This is a genomic window from Micromonospora sp. CNZ295 (assembly GCF_004217535.1).
On the sequence record NZ_SHKZ01000001.1, the window covers coordinates 4,141,463 to 4,156,129 of the forward strand.

Consider the following 14,667-nt stretch of genomic DNA (forward strand, 5'->3'; position numbering starts at 1 on the left):
CTGTCGTAGGGTCCAACAGGAGTACGGTAGGTTTTCTCATCAAATAGAATCAATGCACTGGATGTGCAGGTTCGTTGCAGTTGTCGGACCCAGCGCGGACCGCCCCCGTCAGGAGTTGTCGGGGTAGGGCAGCGGACATCCGATTCGTCCGGCCGTCACCTCACGAGATCGTTTGCACGCGTTTGCGGTTCCACGGCGTCCGACAGGCGCACCCGGTGCGGCTCCGCCGCCCACGGCACGCCGAACTCGGACGGCAGCTCACCGCGCTCGGCGGCGTGCCGCAGCACCTCGTTCACGCCCCGGATGGTGAGCACCCGGTCCAGGCCCGCACCGCCGGCGCTCACCCGGTCCGCGGTCAGCAGCGCCGGGTCCGGCGCCGACCGGATGACGTCGAGCAGCGCGGTGAACGGCGCGGTCCGCGTCAGCGGGGCGATCAGCGGCACCCGGCCCGGGTCGGCCCGGTGGTCGAGCAGGTTCTCCAGCAGGCCGCGGCGGCCCGGCACGCTACGGGCCACGACGTCGCCCGGCAGCGCCAGCCGGTCGGTCGGGTACTCCAGCACGGCGCGGCCGGCGGGACCGGTGACGATCACCTCCCCGGGGATGAACTCCTCCCCGGCGAGGGTCACCGCCGCCACCACCGGCGGTCCCGCGCGGGGGGTCATCCGCAGCACGGCGGTGTCGTCCACCTCGATCGGCCGGACCCGGTAGCGCTCCAGCTCGACCAGCTCCGGCTCGACCGGCCCGCCGGCGGCCACCGCGGCGACCGCCAGGCACTGCATCACCGCGTGCGCGAGCGGGTTGGCCAGGACGCCGTCCAGCACCGGCCGGCCGTGCAGGCTGCGCCGGCCGGCCCAGGGCGCGCGGGCGTAGTAGCCGTCGGAGCGCTGCCAGGCGGCGACCGTCGCGATCCGGGTGAGCGGGCCCAGCCGGCCCGCCGCCACCGCTCCGGCCAGCTCGGCCAGGGCCGCCGAGCCGAGCGCCTGGAACCCCACCTGGCAGGCCCGGCCGGTGTCGACCAGGGCGGCGGCCAGCTCCCGGTGCTCCGCCGTGGACAGCACCGGCGGCTTCTCCAGCAGCAGGTCCGCACCGGCGGCCAGCGCGTCGAGGGCGATCGGCAGGTGGGTGTGCGGCGGGGTGCACACCACCACCACGTCGGGGCGCAACGCCCGCAGCATCTCCCGGTGGTCGGTGAACAGGGCGGCGCCCTCGGGCACCGGTGCCGCCGGGTCCGCCTCGACCGGGCGGACGTCCACCAGCGCGGCCAGCGTCACCCGGCCGGCGGCGTGCAGCGGGGCGATCGCCCGCCGGTGCCAGCGGCCGTGCCCGTTCGCCCCGACCACGACGACCCGGGGCACGTCCCGGCCGGTCACCGGGCCCCCGCCAGCGTCGCGGCGACCCCGTGCCGGCCCAGGTCGGCCAGCCAGGCGGTGACATCGGCCCGGACCTCGTCGTCCCCGGCCACCTCCGCCGGAAACACGTCGCGGAGCCCGAACAGCGCGTCGACCGCCCCCGCCGGGGTGGGCGGCGCGGCGGCCAGCGCCGACCGGATGCGCTCGGCGAGGGGGTCGGCCAGCGGGAGCGCGGCGCCGTCGTCGGCCGTGCCGGCGGCGAACCGGATCCAGGCGGCCACCACCAGCGCCGCCCAGCGTGCCGGCCGGCCCTGCTCCCGCAGGTCGACGATGGTGTGCAGGATCCGCTGCGGCAGCTTCTGCGAGCCGTCCGAGGCAACCTGGAGCGTGCGGTAATGGATGGCCGGGTTGGCGAACCGCTCCAGCACCTCCTCGCCGTACGCGACGACCGAGACGCCCTCCGGCGGAGTGAAGCTCGCCGCGACGTCCTCGGCGACCAGCCGCCGCAGGACCGTGGCGAGATGCGGCAGGGCGAGAGCCTCGGCGACTGTCTCCCGGCCGGCCAGCGCCCCGAGGTACGCCGCCGCCGAGTGCACCCCGTTGAGGGCGCGCAGCTTGAGCCGCTCCCAGGGGCCGGCGTCGGCGGTGAGGACCGCCCCGGCGCGCTCCCAGGCCGGCCGGCCGCCGGGGAACTCGTCCTCGATCACCCACTGCCGGTACGGTTCGGCCGCCACCGCCGCCAGGTCGGCCACCCCGAGCGCGTCGCACGCCGCGTCGAGGGTCTGTCGGGTGCTGGCCGGCACGATCCGGTCCACCATGGTGCCGGGGAACGTGACGCACTCGTCGATCCAGCCGGCCAGCGGCTCGGGCACCCGCGCGTACGCCACCGACTGCTCGACCAGGCCGCGTAGCCGGCGGCCGTTAGCGGGCAGGTTGTCGCAGCTGACCAGCGCCAGCGGCGGGCCCTGCGCGGCGGCGCGGGCCAGCAGCCCGCGCAGCAGCAGGCCGGGCACGGTGGTCGGCGGCCGGTCCCCGCGCAGGTCCGCGGCGACCTCGGCGTCCGGGCGCAGCCGCCCGGTGACCGGGTCCAGATGGTGCGCCTTCTCCGTCACGGTCAGCGTGACCACCCGGATGGCCGGGTCGGCCAGCAGGGCCACCACCCCGGCCGGGTCACCGGCCGCGTGCCGCACCGCGGTGAGGGCGGCCACCACCCGGGTGTCGGTGCCCTGCCCGCTGGTGGTGGTGACGCTGAACAGGTGGTCCTGCGCGGCGAGGGCCGCCACCACCTCGCGGCTGCGCGGGGCGACGCCGACGATGCCCCAGTCCCCGCCGGCCGCCGCCATCGCCTCCTCGGTGTAGACGGCCTGGTGGGCGCGGTGGAACGCGCCGAGCCCGAGATGGACGATGCCGGCCCGCGCCGAGCCGGGCGGCAGCAGCGGGCGGCTGGCCGGCGGCACCCGGCGCAGCGTGTCGAGGCCGAGCCGGTCGGCGCCCACGGTCACCGCCATGCCGGGCCGTCCGGGAAGCGGTAGGTGGCGACCGACTCCGACTTCATCAACGTGCTGTACCCGGGCGCCTCGGGCAGTAGGTAGCGCCCGTCGCGGGTGCGCACCGGGTCGACGAAGTGCTCGTGCAGGTGGTCGACGTACTCGACCATCCGGCCGTCCAGGCTCGTGCCGACCCGCAGGTAGTCGAAGACCGCCAGGTGCTGCACGTACTCGCAGAGGCCGACGCCACCGGCGTGCGGGCAGACCGGCACCCCGAACTTCGCGGCCAGCAGCAGCTCGGCGAGCACCTCGTTGACGCCGCCGACGCGGCACGCGTCGATCTGCATCACCCCGATCGCCTCGGCCTGGAGGAGCTGCTTGAAGATGACCCGGTTGGCGGCGACCTCACCGGTGGCCACCCGGCACCGGCCCCCGGTGAGGTCGGTGACCGCCCGGGCGATCCGGGCGTGGCCGAGCACGTCGTCGGCGTGCGTGGGCTCCTCGATCCAGTACGGGTCCACCTCGGCCAGCGCGGTCATGTTGGTGATCGCCTCGTCGACGTCCCACACCTGGTTGGCGTCCATCATCAGCAGCGCGTCGGGACCGATCTCGGCACGGATGATCCGGGCCCGCCGCAGGTCGTCCTCCGGCGGCCCGCCCACCTTCATCTTCATCGCCCGCCAGCCCTGCGCGTACGCCGCGCGGGTCAGCGCCCGGACCTTCTCGTCCGGGTAGCCCAGCCACCCCACCGAGGTGGTGTACGAGGGGAAGCCGTCGCGGGCCAGCCCGGCGTGCCGCTCCGCCAGCCCGACCAGGCCCTTGTCCAGGATGGCCGCCGCCTCGTCCGGGGTGAGCGCGTCGGTGATGTGGTGGAAGTCGACGCTGGCCACCAGCTCGTCGGTGGGCAGGTCGGCGAGCAGCCGCCACAGCGGCTTGCCGGCGAGTCGGGCCCGCAGGTCCCACACCGCGTTGACCAGCGCCCCGGTGGCCATGTGGATGACCCCCTTCTCGGGGCCCAGCCAGCGCAGCTGCACGTCGGCGGTGAGCGAGCGCCAGAACCCGACCGGCTCGGCGACGATGTCCTCGACGGTGCGGCCGGCGACGTGGTGGGCGAGGGCCCGCACCGCGGCGCAGGTGATCTCGTTGCCCCGGCCGTTGGTGAAGGTGAACCCGGCGCCGGTCACGCCGGCGTCGGTGCGCAGCTCCACGTAGCTGGCCGAGTAGTCGCCCCGGTTGATCGCGTCCGAGCCGTCGCCGGCCGCGGCGGTGGGGAAGCGGACGTCGTGCACGTCGACGTCGGTGATCCGCACACTCACGCTGACCTCCCGACCCGGAACACGGTCTTCGGCAGCCGGTACGCGAGGTCGACGATGGTCTCGGCGGCCTCGTCCTCCGGCATCCGCTCCTCGGTGACCAGGCGGGCGAGGTACGCGGCGTCGACCCGGCGGGCCACGTCGTGGCGTACCGGGATGGAGCAGAACGCGCGGGTGTCGTCGACGAAACCGGCGGTGTTGTAGAAGCCCGCCGACTCGGTGACCGACTCGCGGAACCGGCGCAGCACCTCCGGCGAGTCCAGGAACCACCAGGGCGCGCCGAGGTAGAGGGCCGCGTACCCGCCGGCCAGTGGGGCCAGCTCCCGGGTGAAGGTGTACTCGTCGAGGGTGTAGAGCACCACCCGCAGCCGGGGATCGTTGCCGTGCGCGTCCAGCAGCGGGGTGAGCGCGTGCAGGTACTCGGTGGCCTGCGGCAGGTCGCCGCCGACGTCCCGGCCGTGCCGCGCGTACAGCCAACGGTTGTGGTTGCGCACCGCGCCGGGATGCAACTGCAGCACCAGGCCGTCGTCCAGCGACATGCGGGCGAACTCGAGCAGCATGTGCGCCCGGAACGCCTCCGCGTCGGCCGCGTCGGCGAGGCCGCGCCGGCCCCGGTCGTACAGCTCGGCCGCCTCGCGTGGGGTCAGATCCAGGGTGCGGGCGGTGGGGTGGCCGTGGTCGGAGGAGGTCGCGCCGGCCGCGACGAACGCCGCGCGGCGCTGCCGCAGCGCCGCCAGGTAGCCCGCGTACGTGCCGGTGTCCTCGCCGGAGACCTCGGCGAGCCGGTCCACGTTGGCCGCCCAGCCGTCGAACTCCATGTCCACCACGTTGTCGGGCCGGAACGTGGTGATCACCCGACCGCCCGGCCCGCCCCACCCGTCGGCCGCGAGCTTCGCGTGCTGCCCGAGGTCGTCCAGCGGCGACTCGGTGGTGGCGAGCACCTCGATGCCGAACCGCTCGAACAGCGCCCGGGGCCGGAACGCCGGCTCGGCCAGCCGCGCGGTCAGCTCGTCGTAGACGGCGTCGGCGGTGGCCGGCGACAGCGGGGTGGTCACCCCGAACACGTCGGTGAAGGTCTGCTCCAGCCAGAGCCGGGACGGGGTGCCCCGGAACAGGTGCCAGCGCGCGGCGAAGCGGCGCCAGATGGCCCGCCCGTCGGTCTCGGTCGGGCTGCCGTCGACCGTCGGCACGCCCAGGTCGGCCGGCGGCACGCCCTGGCTGAGCAGCATCCGGGTGAGGTAGTGGTCGGGAACGATCAGCAGGCGCGCCGGGTCGGGGAAGGGCCGGTCCTCGGCCAGGATCGCCGGGTCGACGTGCCCGTGCGGGGAGATGATCGGCTGGGGCGCCGCCAGCGCGTACAGCCGGCGGGCCACCGCCCGCTGCGCGGGGTCGGCGGGGAAGAGCAGGTCGGGTGTGGGCACGGATGGGACTCCTCGGACGGGTCGCGGCTCAGGTGAGGTCGAGCAGGTCGGCGACCCGGACCGGGGCGCCGGTGGTGAGGGAGCGGTTGGCGGCGAGGCCGGTGAGCAGGGCGAGCGCGCCGTCGCGGGCGGTCGCGGCGCGGCCCATCGGGTCCGGCTCGCCGCCGAGCAGCACCCGGGTCATCCGGATGTCGGCGCCGCCGTGCCCGGTGCGGGTGTGGCCCGCCACGGGGATCCGGGTGGGGGGTTGCCAGAACGGGCGCAGGGTGAGCGTGGCACCGCCGGCCTCGGCGGCGGCCTCGTCGCCGTGCAGCGCCGCGCCCTTGAGCGCGCGGGCCGCGGCGGGGCTCACGTGGTCGCTCTCGACCACCTCCAGCTCGACGCGGCCCCGGCTGCCGTTGACCATCACCCGGTAGCCCTCGTAGGGGGCGTAGGCGGTCAGGTGGTAGGTCATGGTGGCGCCGGTGGAGTAGCGCACCAGCACCGCCATGTCGTCCTCGATGCTCACCCCGGGTGCGAAGACGTTGCGGTCGCGCTGGTAGCCGTCCTCACCCTCCGCGTCGAGGTACAGCTCGCGCAGCTTGGGGTGGGCGGCCAGGTGCAGCGCGAACGGGTCGTCGGCGGCGGCGGGGGAGCCGTGCGCCCGCTGGTAGTCGCGCGCGTAGCCGTGGCGCCGGCCGGCCTCGCCGTAGAAGAACAGCCGGCCGGCGGCGAAGACCTGCACCGGTACGGCGTCCAGCCACCAGTTGACCAGGTCGAAGTGGTGGCCGGCCTTGTGCACCAGCAGCCCGCCGGAGTGCGCCTTGTCCCGGTGCCAGCGCCGGAAGTAGTCGGCGCCGTGCCGGACGTCGAGGAGCCACTCGAAGTGGACCGACCCGATCTCGCCGACCGCCCCGTCGGCGAGCAGCCGGCGCAGCTGCTCGTGCAGCGGGTTGTAGCGGTAGTTGAACGCCACCCGCACCTGCCGGCCGGTCTCGGCGACGGCGGCGAGGATCCGCCGGCAGCCGGCCGCGTCCACGGTCATCGGCTTCTCGGTGACCACGTCGCAGCCGGCGCGTAGCGCGGTCTCGATGTGCGCGGCGTGCGTGTCGTCGACGCTGGTCACCAGGAGCACGTCGACGCGCTCCTTGGCGAGCATGGCGGCCAGCTCCCCGGCCCGGTACGTCGGCACGGGCGGGTGGCCCAGCTCGCCGAGCCAGCGGTTGTGCGCGTCCATCCGGGCCTGGTTGAGGTCGGCGAACGCGACCAGCTCGGCGGTGTCCGCGTGGTCGCGCACCAGGGCCCGGACGAACATCTCGGCCCGCGAGCCGGTGCCCACCAGGGCGTGGCGGACCCGCTCACCGGTCCTGGACGACATGGCGGCCACCCCCGAATTCTGCAAAGGTTTGCAGCCGAAATAACCATGCGGGCCCCGGCGACGTCAACGATCGATGTCAAACCGGCGCCTTAGATCCGGATTACGTCCTATTTGGGCCCATGATGGGAGCGCGGTCGAAACACGACCGTAACCATCGACCGTTGACACCAGCACAACCGTTTGCATTAATTGGCGGCACCTGACGTGACCCCAGCCACACTGGACGAAGGGCCCGCCGTGCCAGCCACCATCCGAGACGTCGCCCGGGCCTCCGGTGTGCACATCTCCACGGTCTCCCGCACGTTCTCGGCCCCGCACCTGGTCAACCCGGAGACCCGCAGTCGCGTGCTGGCGGTCGCCGAGGAGCTCGGCTACCGCCCCAACCGCGCGGCCCGCGCCCTGATCACCGGCCGCACGCACAACCTGGGCCTGATCATCGCCGACATCGCCAACCCGTTCTTCCCGCCGCTGATCAAGGCCGCCGAGAGCCAGGCCCGGCAACGCGACTACCACGTCTTCGTGGCCGACACCAACGAGGACCCGATCGCCGAGGAGGAGCTCGTCCACGCGCTCGCCAAGCAGGTCGACGGGGTCCTGCTGTGCAGCCCACGGATGAGCAACAGCCTGATCGAGCAGCTCAGCCGGGAGGTGCCGCTCGTGGTGATCAACCGGCAGGTCGCCGGGCTGCCCTGCGTCACCATGGACGTCGGCCAGGGCGCGCGCTCCGCGGTGGAGCACCTGCTCACCCTGGGGCACCGGCGGCTCGCGCTGCTCAGCGGGCCGCGCGGGTCGTGGACCAGCCGCGAGATCCGCCGCGCGGCGGGCGCCGCCGCCCGCTCGGGTGGGGCCGAGCTGACCATCCTCGGCCCCAACCAGCCCACCGAGACCGGCGGCGGCGCGCTCGCCGAGCAGGTGCGCCGCAACGAGGTCACCGCCGTGCTGGCCTACAACGACCTGATGGCCATCGGTCTGATCGAAGGACTCGACACCCTCGGGATGCGCGTCCCGCAGGACGTCAGCGTCGTCGGGATCGACGACATCGCCCTGAGCCGGCTCACCCGGCCCAAGTTGACGACGGTGGCCACGCCGACCGCGGCCGCCGGCCGGACGGCCGTCGACATGCTCCTGTCCACCGACAGCGTCGTCGCTCGGGGATCCCGTGGCGGCGGCCGGAGCGGCCCCACCGACGACCGTCGCACCACCGCACAGGTAATGCTCCGGACCGAACTGGTCATCCGCGACTCGACCGCAGCCGCGCCGGCTGACGGTCGGCACCGCCCCGGCGCCCAGGTGGTTGTCCCGGGCCCGCATCGCCCTGCGGGCCCGGGCCGCCCAGCCGCGGCCACCGGTGGCGTCGTCGCCTCCTAACGCCAAGGAGTGAGCGCACATGCACCCCGCAACATCCCCCACCGCGGGCACGCCGGCCGTGCCCGCTCACCGTACCCCCGTCCCTCGCCGACGGTTGTTCCGCGGTCTCCTGGCCGCGGCCGTCGCCCTACCCCTCGCTCTCGGCGCCGCGGCCTGCGGCGACGACGAGAGCGGCAGCGATCCCGACGCACCGGTCACCATCGAGTTCTTCTGGTGGGGCGGCGAGGCCCGGGCCAAGGCCACCGAGGAGGCGCTCAAGCTCTACATGAGCAAGCACTCCAACGTCACCATCACCCCGACCTGGCAGGCCTTCGACGGCTACTACGACAAGCTGGCGACGATCTCGGCCGGCGGCAACGCCCCGGACATCTTCCAGATCGACGACAACGGCCTGGGCGAGTACGCCGGCCGCAACGTGACGCTGGACCTGACCGACCTGGTCGAGGACAACAAGATCGACCTCCGGAAGCACCACCCCGAGCTGACCAAGTACGGCCAGGTCGACGGCAAGCAGGTCGCGATCGCGTCCGGGGAGAACACCCCGGCCATGATCTACGACAAGGGCAAGCTCGCCGAGCTGGGCGTCAGCGAGCCGCAGGAGGGCTGGACCTACGAGCAGTTCTTCGACTGGGCCGCGCAGGTGACGCAGAAGGGCGGCGGCAAGTACTGGGGCACGATGGACCCGAGCTCCGACTACAAGGCCCTGTGGCTGTGGCTGCGGACCCAGGGCAAGGAGTTCTACAACGGCAAGCAGCTGGGCTTCACCGAGGCCGACCTGGCCACCTGGTTCAAGCTCTGGCAGGACGCCCGGGGCAAGAACGCCACCCCGCCGGCGGACATCGTGCACGAGGCGGTCACCGGCAGCGTCTCCACCCAGCTCGTGGTGACCGGCAAGGCGGCCACCTCCTTCATGTGGTCGAACCAGCTCTCCGAGCTGCAGAAGGGCACCAAGAGCCAGCTCGGCATGGCGCCGTACCCCGGTGACGTGAAGGGCCAGTGGCCGCGGGCCTCGCTCTACTGGGCCGCGTCCCGCGCCACCAAGCACCGCGAGGTCGTCGCCGACATCATCAACTTCCTGGTCAACGACCCGGAGGCCGCCAAGATCCTCGGCACCGACCGTGGCCTGCCGGCCAACCTCGACGTGCGCAAGACGCTCGAGGCGGAGATCACCGACGACTCGATGAAGGCGACCTTCGCGTTCGAGAACGGGCTGGCCGAGAAGTTCGGGCCCGCCCCGCCGGTGCCGCCGAAGGGCCACAGCGGCCTGCGTAACAAGCTGCGCGACATCGCCGAGAGCGTCACCTACGGCAAGGCGACGCCCGAGGCCGCCGCCAAGCAGTTCTTCGCCGAGGCTGCCGCCGCACTGGCCTGATCCGGGTGCGGGGCCCACGTACCGGAGCTCGGGCGTGGGCCCCGCGCCAAGTGGCGAGGCCGGTCTTTGAGAGGAGCACCGACCCGTGGCGCTGACCACGACCCAGCAGTCGGCCACCGGCGCGGCGGCGCAGCCCGCCGGGGCCGGCAAGCGGACGCGGCGGCCGCCCGCCGCCCGCCGACTGCGCCGCCAGGAGGGCCTGGCCGGCTACGTCTTCCTGTCGCCCTGGCTGCTCGGTCTGATGGCGATCACCGCGTTCCCCATGCTGTTCTCGCTCTACCTGAGCTTCACCAACTACGACACGCTGGCGAGTTGGGACCAGGTCGAGTGGGTCGGCCTGGACAACTACCGGCGGATGTTCACCGAGGACCCGTCGTACTGGCACGCCGTCCGGGTGACGCTGACCTACGCGCTGATCGCGGTGCCGCTCAAGCTGGCCGCCGCGCTCGGCGTCGCGCTGCTGCTCAACCGCGAGCGCCGCGGCGTCGGCCTGTTCCGCAGCCTGTTCTACCTGCCGTCGCTGCTCGGCGGGAGCGTGGCGCTGGCCCTGGTCTGGCGGGCCATGTTCAGCGGCGACGGCGCGTTCAACGACCTGCTCGCCTTCTTCGGCATCCAGGGCAGGCCGTGGGTGAACGACCCGACGTGGGCGCTGGAGACGGTGATGGTCCTGGCGATCTGGCAGTTCGGGGCGCCGATGGTGATCTTCCTGGCCGGTCTCAAGCAGGTCCCGGCCGAACTGTACGAGGCCGCCTCGGTGGACGGCGCCGGGAAGGCCCGCCAGTTCTGGCACATCACCCTGCCGATGCTCTCGCCGGTGATCTTCTTCAACCTGGTCCTCGAGACGATCAACGGATTCCAGGGCTTCACCTCGGCGTTCGTGATCAGCAACGGGACCGGCGGCCCGGTGTACTCCACCCTGCTCTACACCCTGCACATCTACAACGAAGGCTTCACCGAGTTCCGGATGGGGTACGCCTCCGCGCTCTCCTGGGTCTTCCTCGTCGCGATCGGCCTGATCACGGCGGTCTTCTTCACCACCGGCCGGTTCTGGGTGCACTACGCGGACGGAGAGAACTGATGACAGTCCCGGCAGCCACCGCGGTCGGGCCCCGCCCGTCCGGAGCGCTCCGCGGGGTGGTACGCGTCGTCGTCCTGGTCGCGATCCTCGGGTTCGTCCTCTACCCCCTGCTGTGGATGCTCGGCTCCTCGCTGAAGTCACCGACTGAGGTGGCCAGCAACCTCTCGGTCCTCCCGACCGAACCGACCTGGGCCAACTACCCGGACGGCTGGAGCTACATCGAGGGCATCAGCTTCGGCCGCTTCTTCCTGAACAGCACCGTGATCGCGCTGGCCACGGTCGTCGCGAACGCCGTGTCCTGCCTGGTCGCCGCGTTCGCGTTCGCCCGGCTGCACTTCCGCGGCCGGAAGGCGTGGTTCGCGGTCATGATCGGCACGCTCCTGCTGCCCAGCCACGTGCTGATCATCCCGCAGTACGTCATGTTCAACTACTTCGGCTGGATCGACACGCCGCTGCCGCTGATCGTGCCGAAGCTGCTGGCCACCGAGGCGTTCTTCGTGTTCCTGATGGTCCAGTTCATGCGGGGCATCCCGCGCGAACTGGACGACGCCGCGAAGATCGACGGCTGCTCCCCGTACGGGGTGTTCCGGCACGTGATCCTGCCGCTGGCCCGGCCGGCGATCGTCACCACGGCCATCTTCTCGTTCATCTGGACCTGGAACGACTTCTTCACCCAGCTCGTCTACCTGCCCAGCCCGAAGAGCTACACGGTGCCGATCGGCCTGCGGCTGTTCATCGACTCCAGCGGCCAGACGTCGCTCGGGCCGATGTTCGCCATGTCGGTGCTGTCCCTGCTGCCGGTGTTCCTGTTCTTCCTGGCCTTCCAGCGCCTGCTCGTGCAGGGCATCAACACCAGCGGGCTCAAGGGATGAGCCGCGGCGACGGGCGCCCGCAGCGGGACTGGCGGGACCTGCTCACCGACGCCACCGACCTGGCCCTGCTCGGCATCCTGCTGACCCTGGCCGCGGCGCCCGTGCTCACCGCCGGGGCGGCGGTCGCCACCGCCAGCGCCGCCGTGCACGACCGGCTCGCGACCGGCGGCTGGCCGCCGGTACGGGAGAGCCTCGCCCGCTTCGGCCGGGCCCTGCTGCCCGGGCTCGGCGCGACCGTGGTGACGCTGGCCGCCCTCGGCCTGCTCGCCCTCGACGCCGCCGCCCTGGCCGACGGCCGGGTACCGGGCGGTGGCCCGGTGCTGCTCGCCACCGCCCTGGTCGCGGCCGCGCTCGCCGGATACGCCGGGCTGGCGGTCGTGCAGGTGGGCCGCGCCGGCGGGCGGGGCTGGCGGGCCGCCGCCCGGGCCGCGGCCGAGACGTGCCGCGCCAACCCGGCCACCTGGGCCGCCGCCGGCGGGGTCGTCGCCCTCGCCGCGCTGCTCGCCGTCCTGGTCACCCCGGTCGCCGTGCCGATCCTCGCCGGGTACGCGCTGGCCGCGCTGCACGCCGTCGCGCGGCGCGCCGTCCTCGTCCCGGCGGTGAAGCGGTGACCGACGACGCGTACCTGCACGTCGGCGACCAGCCGGTGGCCCGGTACCTGCTCGACCCGCCACTGGACGCCCACGACGGGCGGCGTCCGTACCTGCATCCGGTGCGCACGCTCGCCGGAACGGTGGTCACCGACGAGCTGCCGGCGGACCACCGGTGGCACAACGGCGCGTCGCTGGCCGTGCCGGACGTGGCCGGCAGCAACCTGTGGGGCGGCCGGACGTACCGCCGCGCGGACGGCTACCAGTGGCGCGACGATCACGGCCGCATCGTCCACACCGGGTGGGCGGCCCGCGACCCGCACCGCCTCGCGCACCACCTCGAGTGGCGGGACCGGCACGGCGGGGTGCTGCTCGCCGAGCGGCGTGAGCTGACCGCCACCCCGGTCACCCCGACGGCGTGGGCGCTCGACCTGGCGTACACCCTGACCGCGCCGGACGACCGGACCGTGACGCTCGGCAGCCCGGCCACGAACGGCCGGCCGGGCGGTGCCGGCTACGGCGGCTTCTTCTGGCGGGCGACCGGCAGCGCCGGACCGGCCCACACCTTCACCGCGGCGGCCGACGGCGAGGAGGCGGTGAACGGCAGCGCCGAGCCGTGGCTCGCGTTCACCGGCACCGGGCCGGGCGGGTCCGCGTACACCCTGGTCTTCACCGGCCTCGGCGACGGCGACCGGTGGTTCGTGCGGACCTCGATGTACCCGGGGATCGGCGTCGCCTTCGCCTTCGAGCGCCCGCGGGTCATCGCGGCCGGCGCCACCCGCGCCGGCCGGCACCGCGTCGTGGTCGCCGACGGGCGGCTGGACCGGGCGGCCGCCGCCGGGCTGGCGGCCGCGGCGGTGCCCGGGTGATCGGCCCGGACGTGGTGACGGTCGGCGAGACCATGGTGGTGCTCGCCCCCGACCCGCCCGGCCCGCTGGCCCGCGCCGGCACGCTCGCGGTCGGCGTCGGCGGCGCGGAGTCCAACGTGGCCGCCTACCTGGCCCGCCTCGGCCACCGGGCGGCCTGGGCCAGCCGGGTCGGCGACGACCCGTTCGGGCGTCTGGTGGTGGCGCAGCTGGCCGCCGCCGGGGTGGACGTCGCCGCCGTGACCGTCGACCCGGACGCCCCCACCGGCCTGTACGTGAAGGACCCGGCACCGGAGGGCACCCGGGTCCACTACTACCGGGCCGGGTCGGCGGCGGCCCGGCTCGACCGGACCGTCCTCGACGACTCGCGGCTGGCCGGCGCCCGCGTGCTGCACCTGTCCGGGATCACCGCCGCCCTGTCCGACTCCTGCCGGGACCTGGTCGCCCACGCGCTGACCCGCCAGCCGCTGCTGCCCGGCACCCTGGTCAGCTTCGACGTGAACCACCGTGCCGGGCTCTGGCCGGCGGACCGGGCGGCGCCCGTGCTGCGCCGGCTCGCCGACCGCGCCGACGTCGTCTTCGTCGGGCTGGACGAGGCGGCGCGGTTGTGGGGCTGCGCCGACCCGGTGGAGGTCCGGCGGGTCCTGCCGGCGCCCTCGACGGTGGTGGTGAAGGACGGCGCGGTCGGCGCAACCATGCTGCAGCGGCACGGCCCGTCCACCGTGGTGCCCGCGCTGCCGGTCCGGGTGGTCGAACCGGTCGGTGCCGGCGACGCGTTCGCCGCCGGCTACCTGTCCGCCCTGCTGCGCGGGCTCGATCCGGTGTCCCGCCTGCGCTACGGCCACCTGCTCGCCGGGCACGCGCTGCGGGTACCCGGCGACACGGCCGTACTGCCCGGCCGGGACCGGCTCGACGCGCTGGCCGCGCTGCCCGCGCAGCGGTGGGCCACCCTGGACCTGACGGAGGTGGACGATGCGCGCGCCTGACCCGACGTCCCTGTTCGACGGCGTGCGGGTCCTGGTGATCCTGCGGGACCTGCCGGCCGGCGAGACCCTCCGGCTCGCCAGCCGGGCCTGGGACCTCGGCATCGACGTCGTGGAGGTGCCGATCCGGACCCCGGAGGCGTTGCCCGCGCTGCGGGGCGTCGTCGCGGCCGCCCGGGAGCGGGGCCGGGCGGTGGGTGCCGGCACCGTCCAAACCGCCGACCAGGTGGCCGCCGCCGCGGACGCGGGCGCCGCGTTCACCGTCGCGCCGGGGCTGGACCTCGCGGTCGCCGACGCCGCCACCGCGCGCGGCCTGCCCCACCTGCCCGGCGTCGCCACCCCCAGCGAGGCTCAGGCGGCGCTGCGGCACGGACTGCGCTGGCTCAAGGCCTTCCCGGCGGTGAGCCTCGGCCCCGCCTGGTTCCGGGCGGTCGCCGGCCCGCTGCCTGAGCTGCGCTTCGTCGCCACCGGCGGGATCGACGCCGGCAACGCCGGGGACTTCCTGGCCGCCGGCGCCCGGGTGGTCGGGGTGGGCTCGGCCCTGGCCGACCCGCGCCAGGTCGACCGGCTGGCCGAACTGGCGCGGGGCTAGGGCTGCCGGCGCGGGCGGC

General features: G+C 74.2%; 13 protein-coding genes. 8 read left to right on the forward strand and 5 right to left on the reverse strand.

All coding sequences use genetic code 11. From position 1 onward, the window contains the following. Positions 1-155: 155 nt before the first annotated feature. Genes EV376_RS19380 through EV376_RS19400 form a run of 5 tightly spaced genes read right to left on the reverse strand, consistent with a single transcriptional unit; the run spans position 156 to position 6,927 of the window. On the reverse strand, positions 156-1,370 hold the full coding sequence (locus EV376_RS19380) for a Gfo/Idh/MocA family oxidoreductase (protein WP_130325224.1): 1,215 nt from the start codon (positions 1,368-1,370) through the stop codon (positions 156-158). Continuing rightward, entirely contained in the window at positions 1,367-2,857 is a 1,491-nt protein-coding gene (locus EV376_RS19385; protein ID WP_130325226.1) for a mannitol dehydrogenase family protein, read from the reverse strand. The genes EV376_RS19380 and EV376_RS19385 overlap by 4 nt, the downstream gene beginning before the upstream one ends. Continuing rightward, positions 2,848-4,152, reverse strand: coding sequence for an enolase C-terminal domain-like protein (locus EV376_RS19390; RefSeq protein ID WP_130325228.1), 1,305 nt, complete (start codon positions 4,150-4,152; stop codon positions 2,848-2,850). The genes EV376_RS19385 and EV376_RS19390 overlap by 10 nt, the downstream gene beginning before the upstream one ends. Then, positions 4,149-5,570, reverse strand: coding sequence for a glucuronate isomerase (gene uxaC, locus EV376_RS19395; RefSeq protein ID WP_130325230.1), 1,422 nt, complete (start codon positions 5,568-5,570; stop codon positions 4,149-4,151). Before uxaC ends, EV376_RS19390 begins: the two co-directional genes overlap by 4 nt. 28 nt (positions 5,571-5,598) lie before the next feature. Continuing rightward, positions 5,599-6,927, reverse strand: a complete 1,329-nt coding sequence (locus EV376_RS19400) for a Gfo/Idh/MocA family protein (RefSeq protein WP_130325232.1) — start codon at positions 6,925-6,927, stop codon at positions 5,599-5,601. A gap of 237 nt (positions 6,928-7,164) precedes the next feature. Here EV376_RS19400 and EV376_RS19405 point away from each other — a divergent pair, with 237 nt between their 5' ends. The 8 genes from EV376_RS19405 to EV376_RS19440 all read left to right on the forward strand — a co-directional run bounded on the left by EV376_RS19405 (position 7,165) and on the right by EV376_RS19440 (position 14,648). Further along, positions 7,165-8,295, forward strand: coding sequence for a LacI family DNA-binding transcriptional regulator (locus EV376_RS19405; RefSeq protein ID WP_130325234.1), 1,131 nt, complete (start codon positions 7,165-7,167; stop codon positions 8,293-8,295). A gap of 94 nt (positions 8,296-8,389) precedes the next feature. Continuing rightward, positions 8,390-9,667, forward strand: coding sequence for an ABC transporter substrate-binding protein (locus EV376_RS19410; RefSeq protein ID WP_486482702.1), 1,278 nt, complete (start codon positions 8,390-8,392; stop codon positions 9,665-9,667). Positions 9,668-9,752: 85 nt separating this feature from the next. After that, a complete protein-coding gene (locus EV376_RS19415; protein WP_486482703.1) occupies positions 9,753-10,745 on the forward strand; it encodes a carbohydrate ABC transporter permease in 993 nt (330 codons plus the stop codon). Next, on the forward strand, positions 10,745-11,617 hold the full coding sequence (locus EV376_RS19420) for a carbohydrate ABC transporter permease (RefSeq protein WP_130325238.1): 873 nt from the start codon (positions 10,745-10,747) through the stop codon (positions 11,615-11,617). Before EV376_RS19415 ends, EV376_RS19420 begins: the two co-directional genes overlap by 1 nt. Next, a complete protein-coding gene (locus EV376_RS19425; RefSeq protein ID WP_130325240.1) occupies positions 11,614-12,228 on the forward strand; it encodes a hypothetical protein in 615 nt (204 codons plus the stop codon). The genes EV376_RS19420 and EV376_RS19425 overlap by 4 nt, the downstream gene beginning before the upstream one ends. Continuing rightward, positions 12,225-13,076, forward strand: a complete 852-nt coding sequence (locus tag EV376_RS19430; RefSeq protein ID WP_130325242.1) for a DUF6807 domain-containing protein — start codon at positions 12,225-12,227, stop codon at positions 13,074-13,076. The genes EV376_RS19425 and EV376_RS19430 overlap by 4 nt, the downstream gene beginning before the upstream one ends. After that, entirely contained in the window at positions 13,073-14,059 is a 987-nt protein-coding gene (locus tag EV376_RS19435; RefSeq protein WP_486482704.1) for a sugar kinase, read from the forward strand. The genes EV376_RS19430 and EV376_RS19435 overlap by 4 nt, the downstream gene beginning before the upstream one ends. Beyond that, a complete protein-coding gene (locus tag EV376_RS19440; RefSeq protein WP_130325244.1) occupies positions 14,046-14,648 on the forward strand; it encodes a bifunctional 4-hydroxy-2-oxoglutarate aldolase/2-dehydro-3-deoxy-phosphogluconate aldolase in 603 nt (200 codons plus the stop codon). The genes EV376_RS19435 and EV376_RS19440 overlap by 14 nt, the downstream gene beginning before the upstream one ends. The last annotated feature ends 19 nt before the right edge of the window (positions 14,649-14,667 follow it).

Excerpts from the sequence above, each read along its gene's own strand:
- EV376_RS19425 (WP_130325240.1), top strand. The coding sequence starts at position 11,614 with ATGAGCCGCGGCGACGGGCGCCCGCAGCGGGACTGGCGGGACCTGCTC.
- EV376_RS19400 (WP_130325232.1), bottom strand. The coding sequence starts at position 6,927 with ATGTCGTCCAGGACCGGTGAGCGGGTCCGCCACGCCCTGGTGGGCACC.
- EV376_RS19420 (WP_130325238.1), top strand. The coding sequence starts at position 10,745 with ATGACAGTCCCGGCAGCCACCGCGGTCGGGCCCCGCCCGTCCGGAGCG.
- EV376_RS19440 (WP_130325244.1), top strand. The coding sequence starts at position 14,046 with ATGCGCGCGCCTGACCCGACGTCCCTGTTCGACGGCGTGCGGGTCCTG.
- EV376_RS19385 (WP_130325226.1), bottom strand. The coding sequence starts at position 2,857 with ATGGCGGTGACCGTGGGCGCCGACCGGCTCGGCCTCGACACGCTGCGC.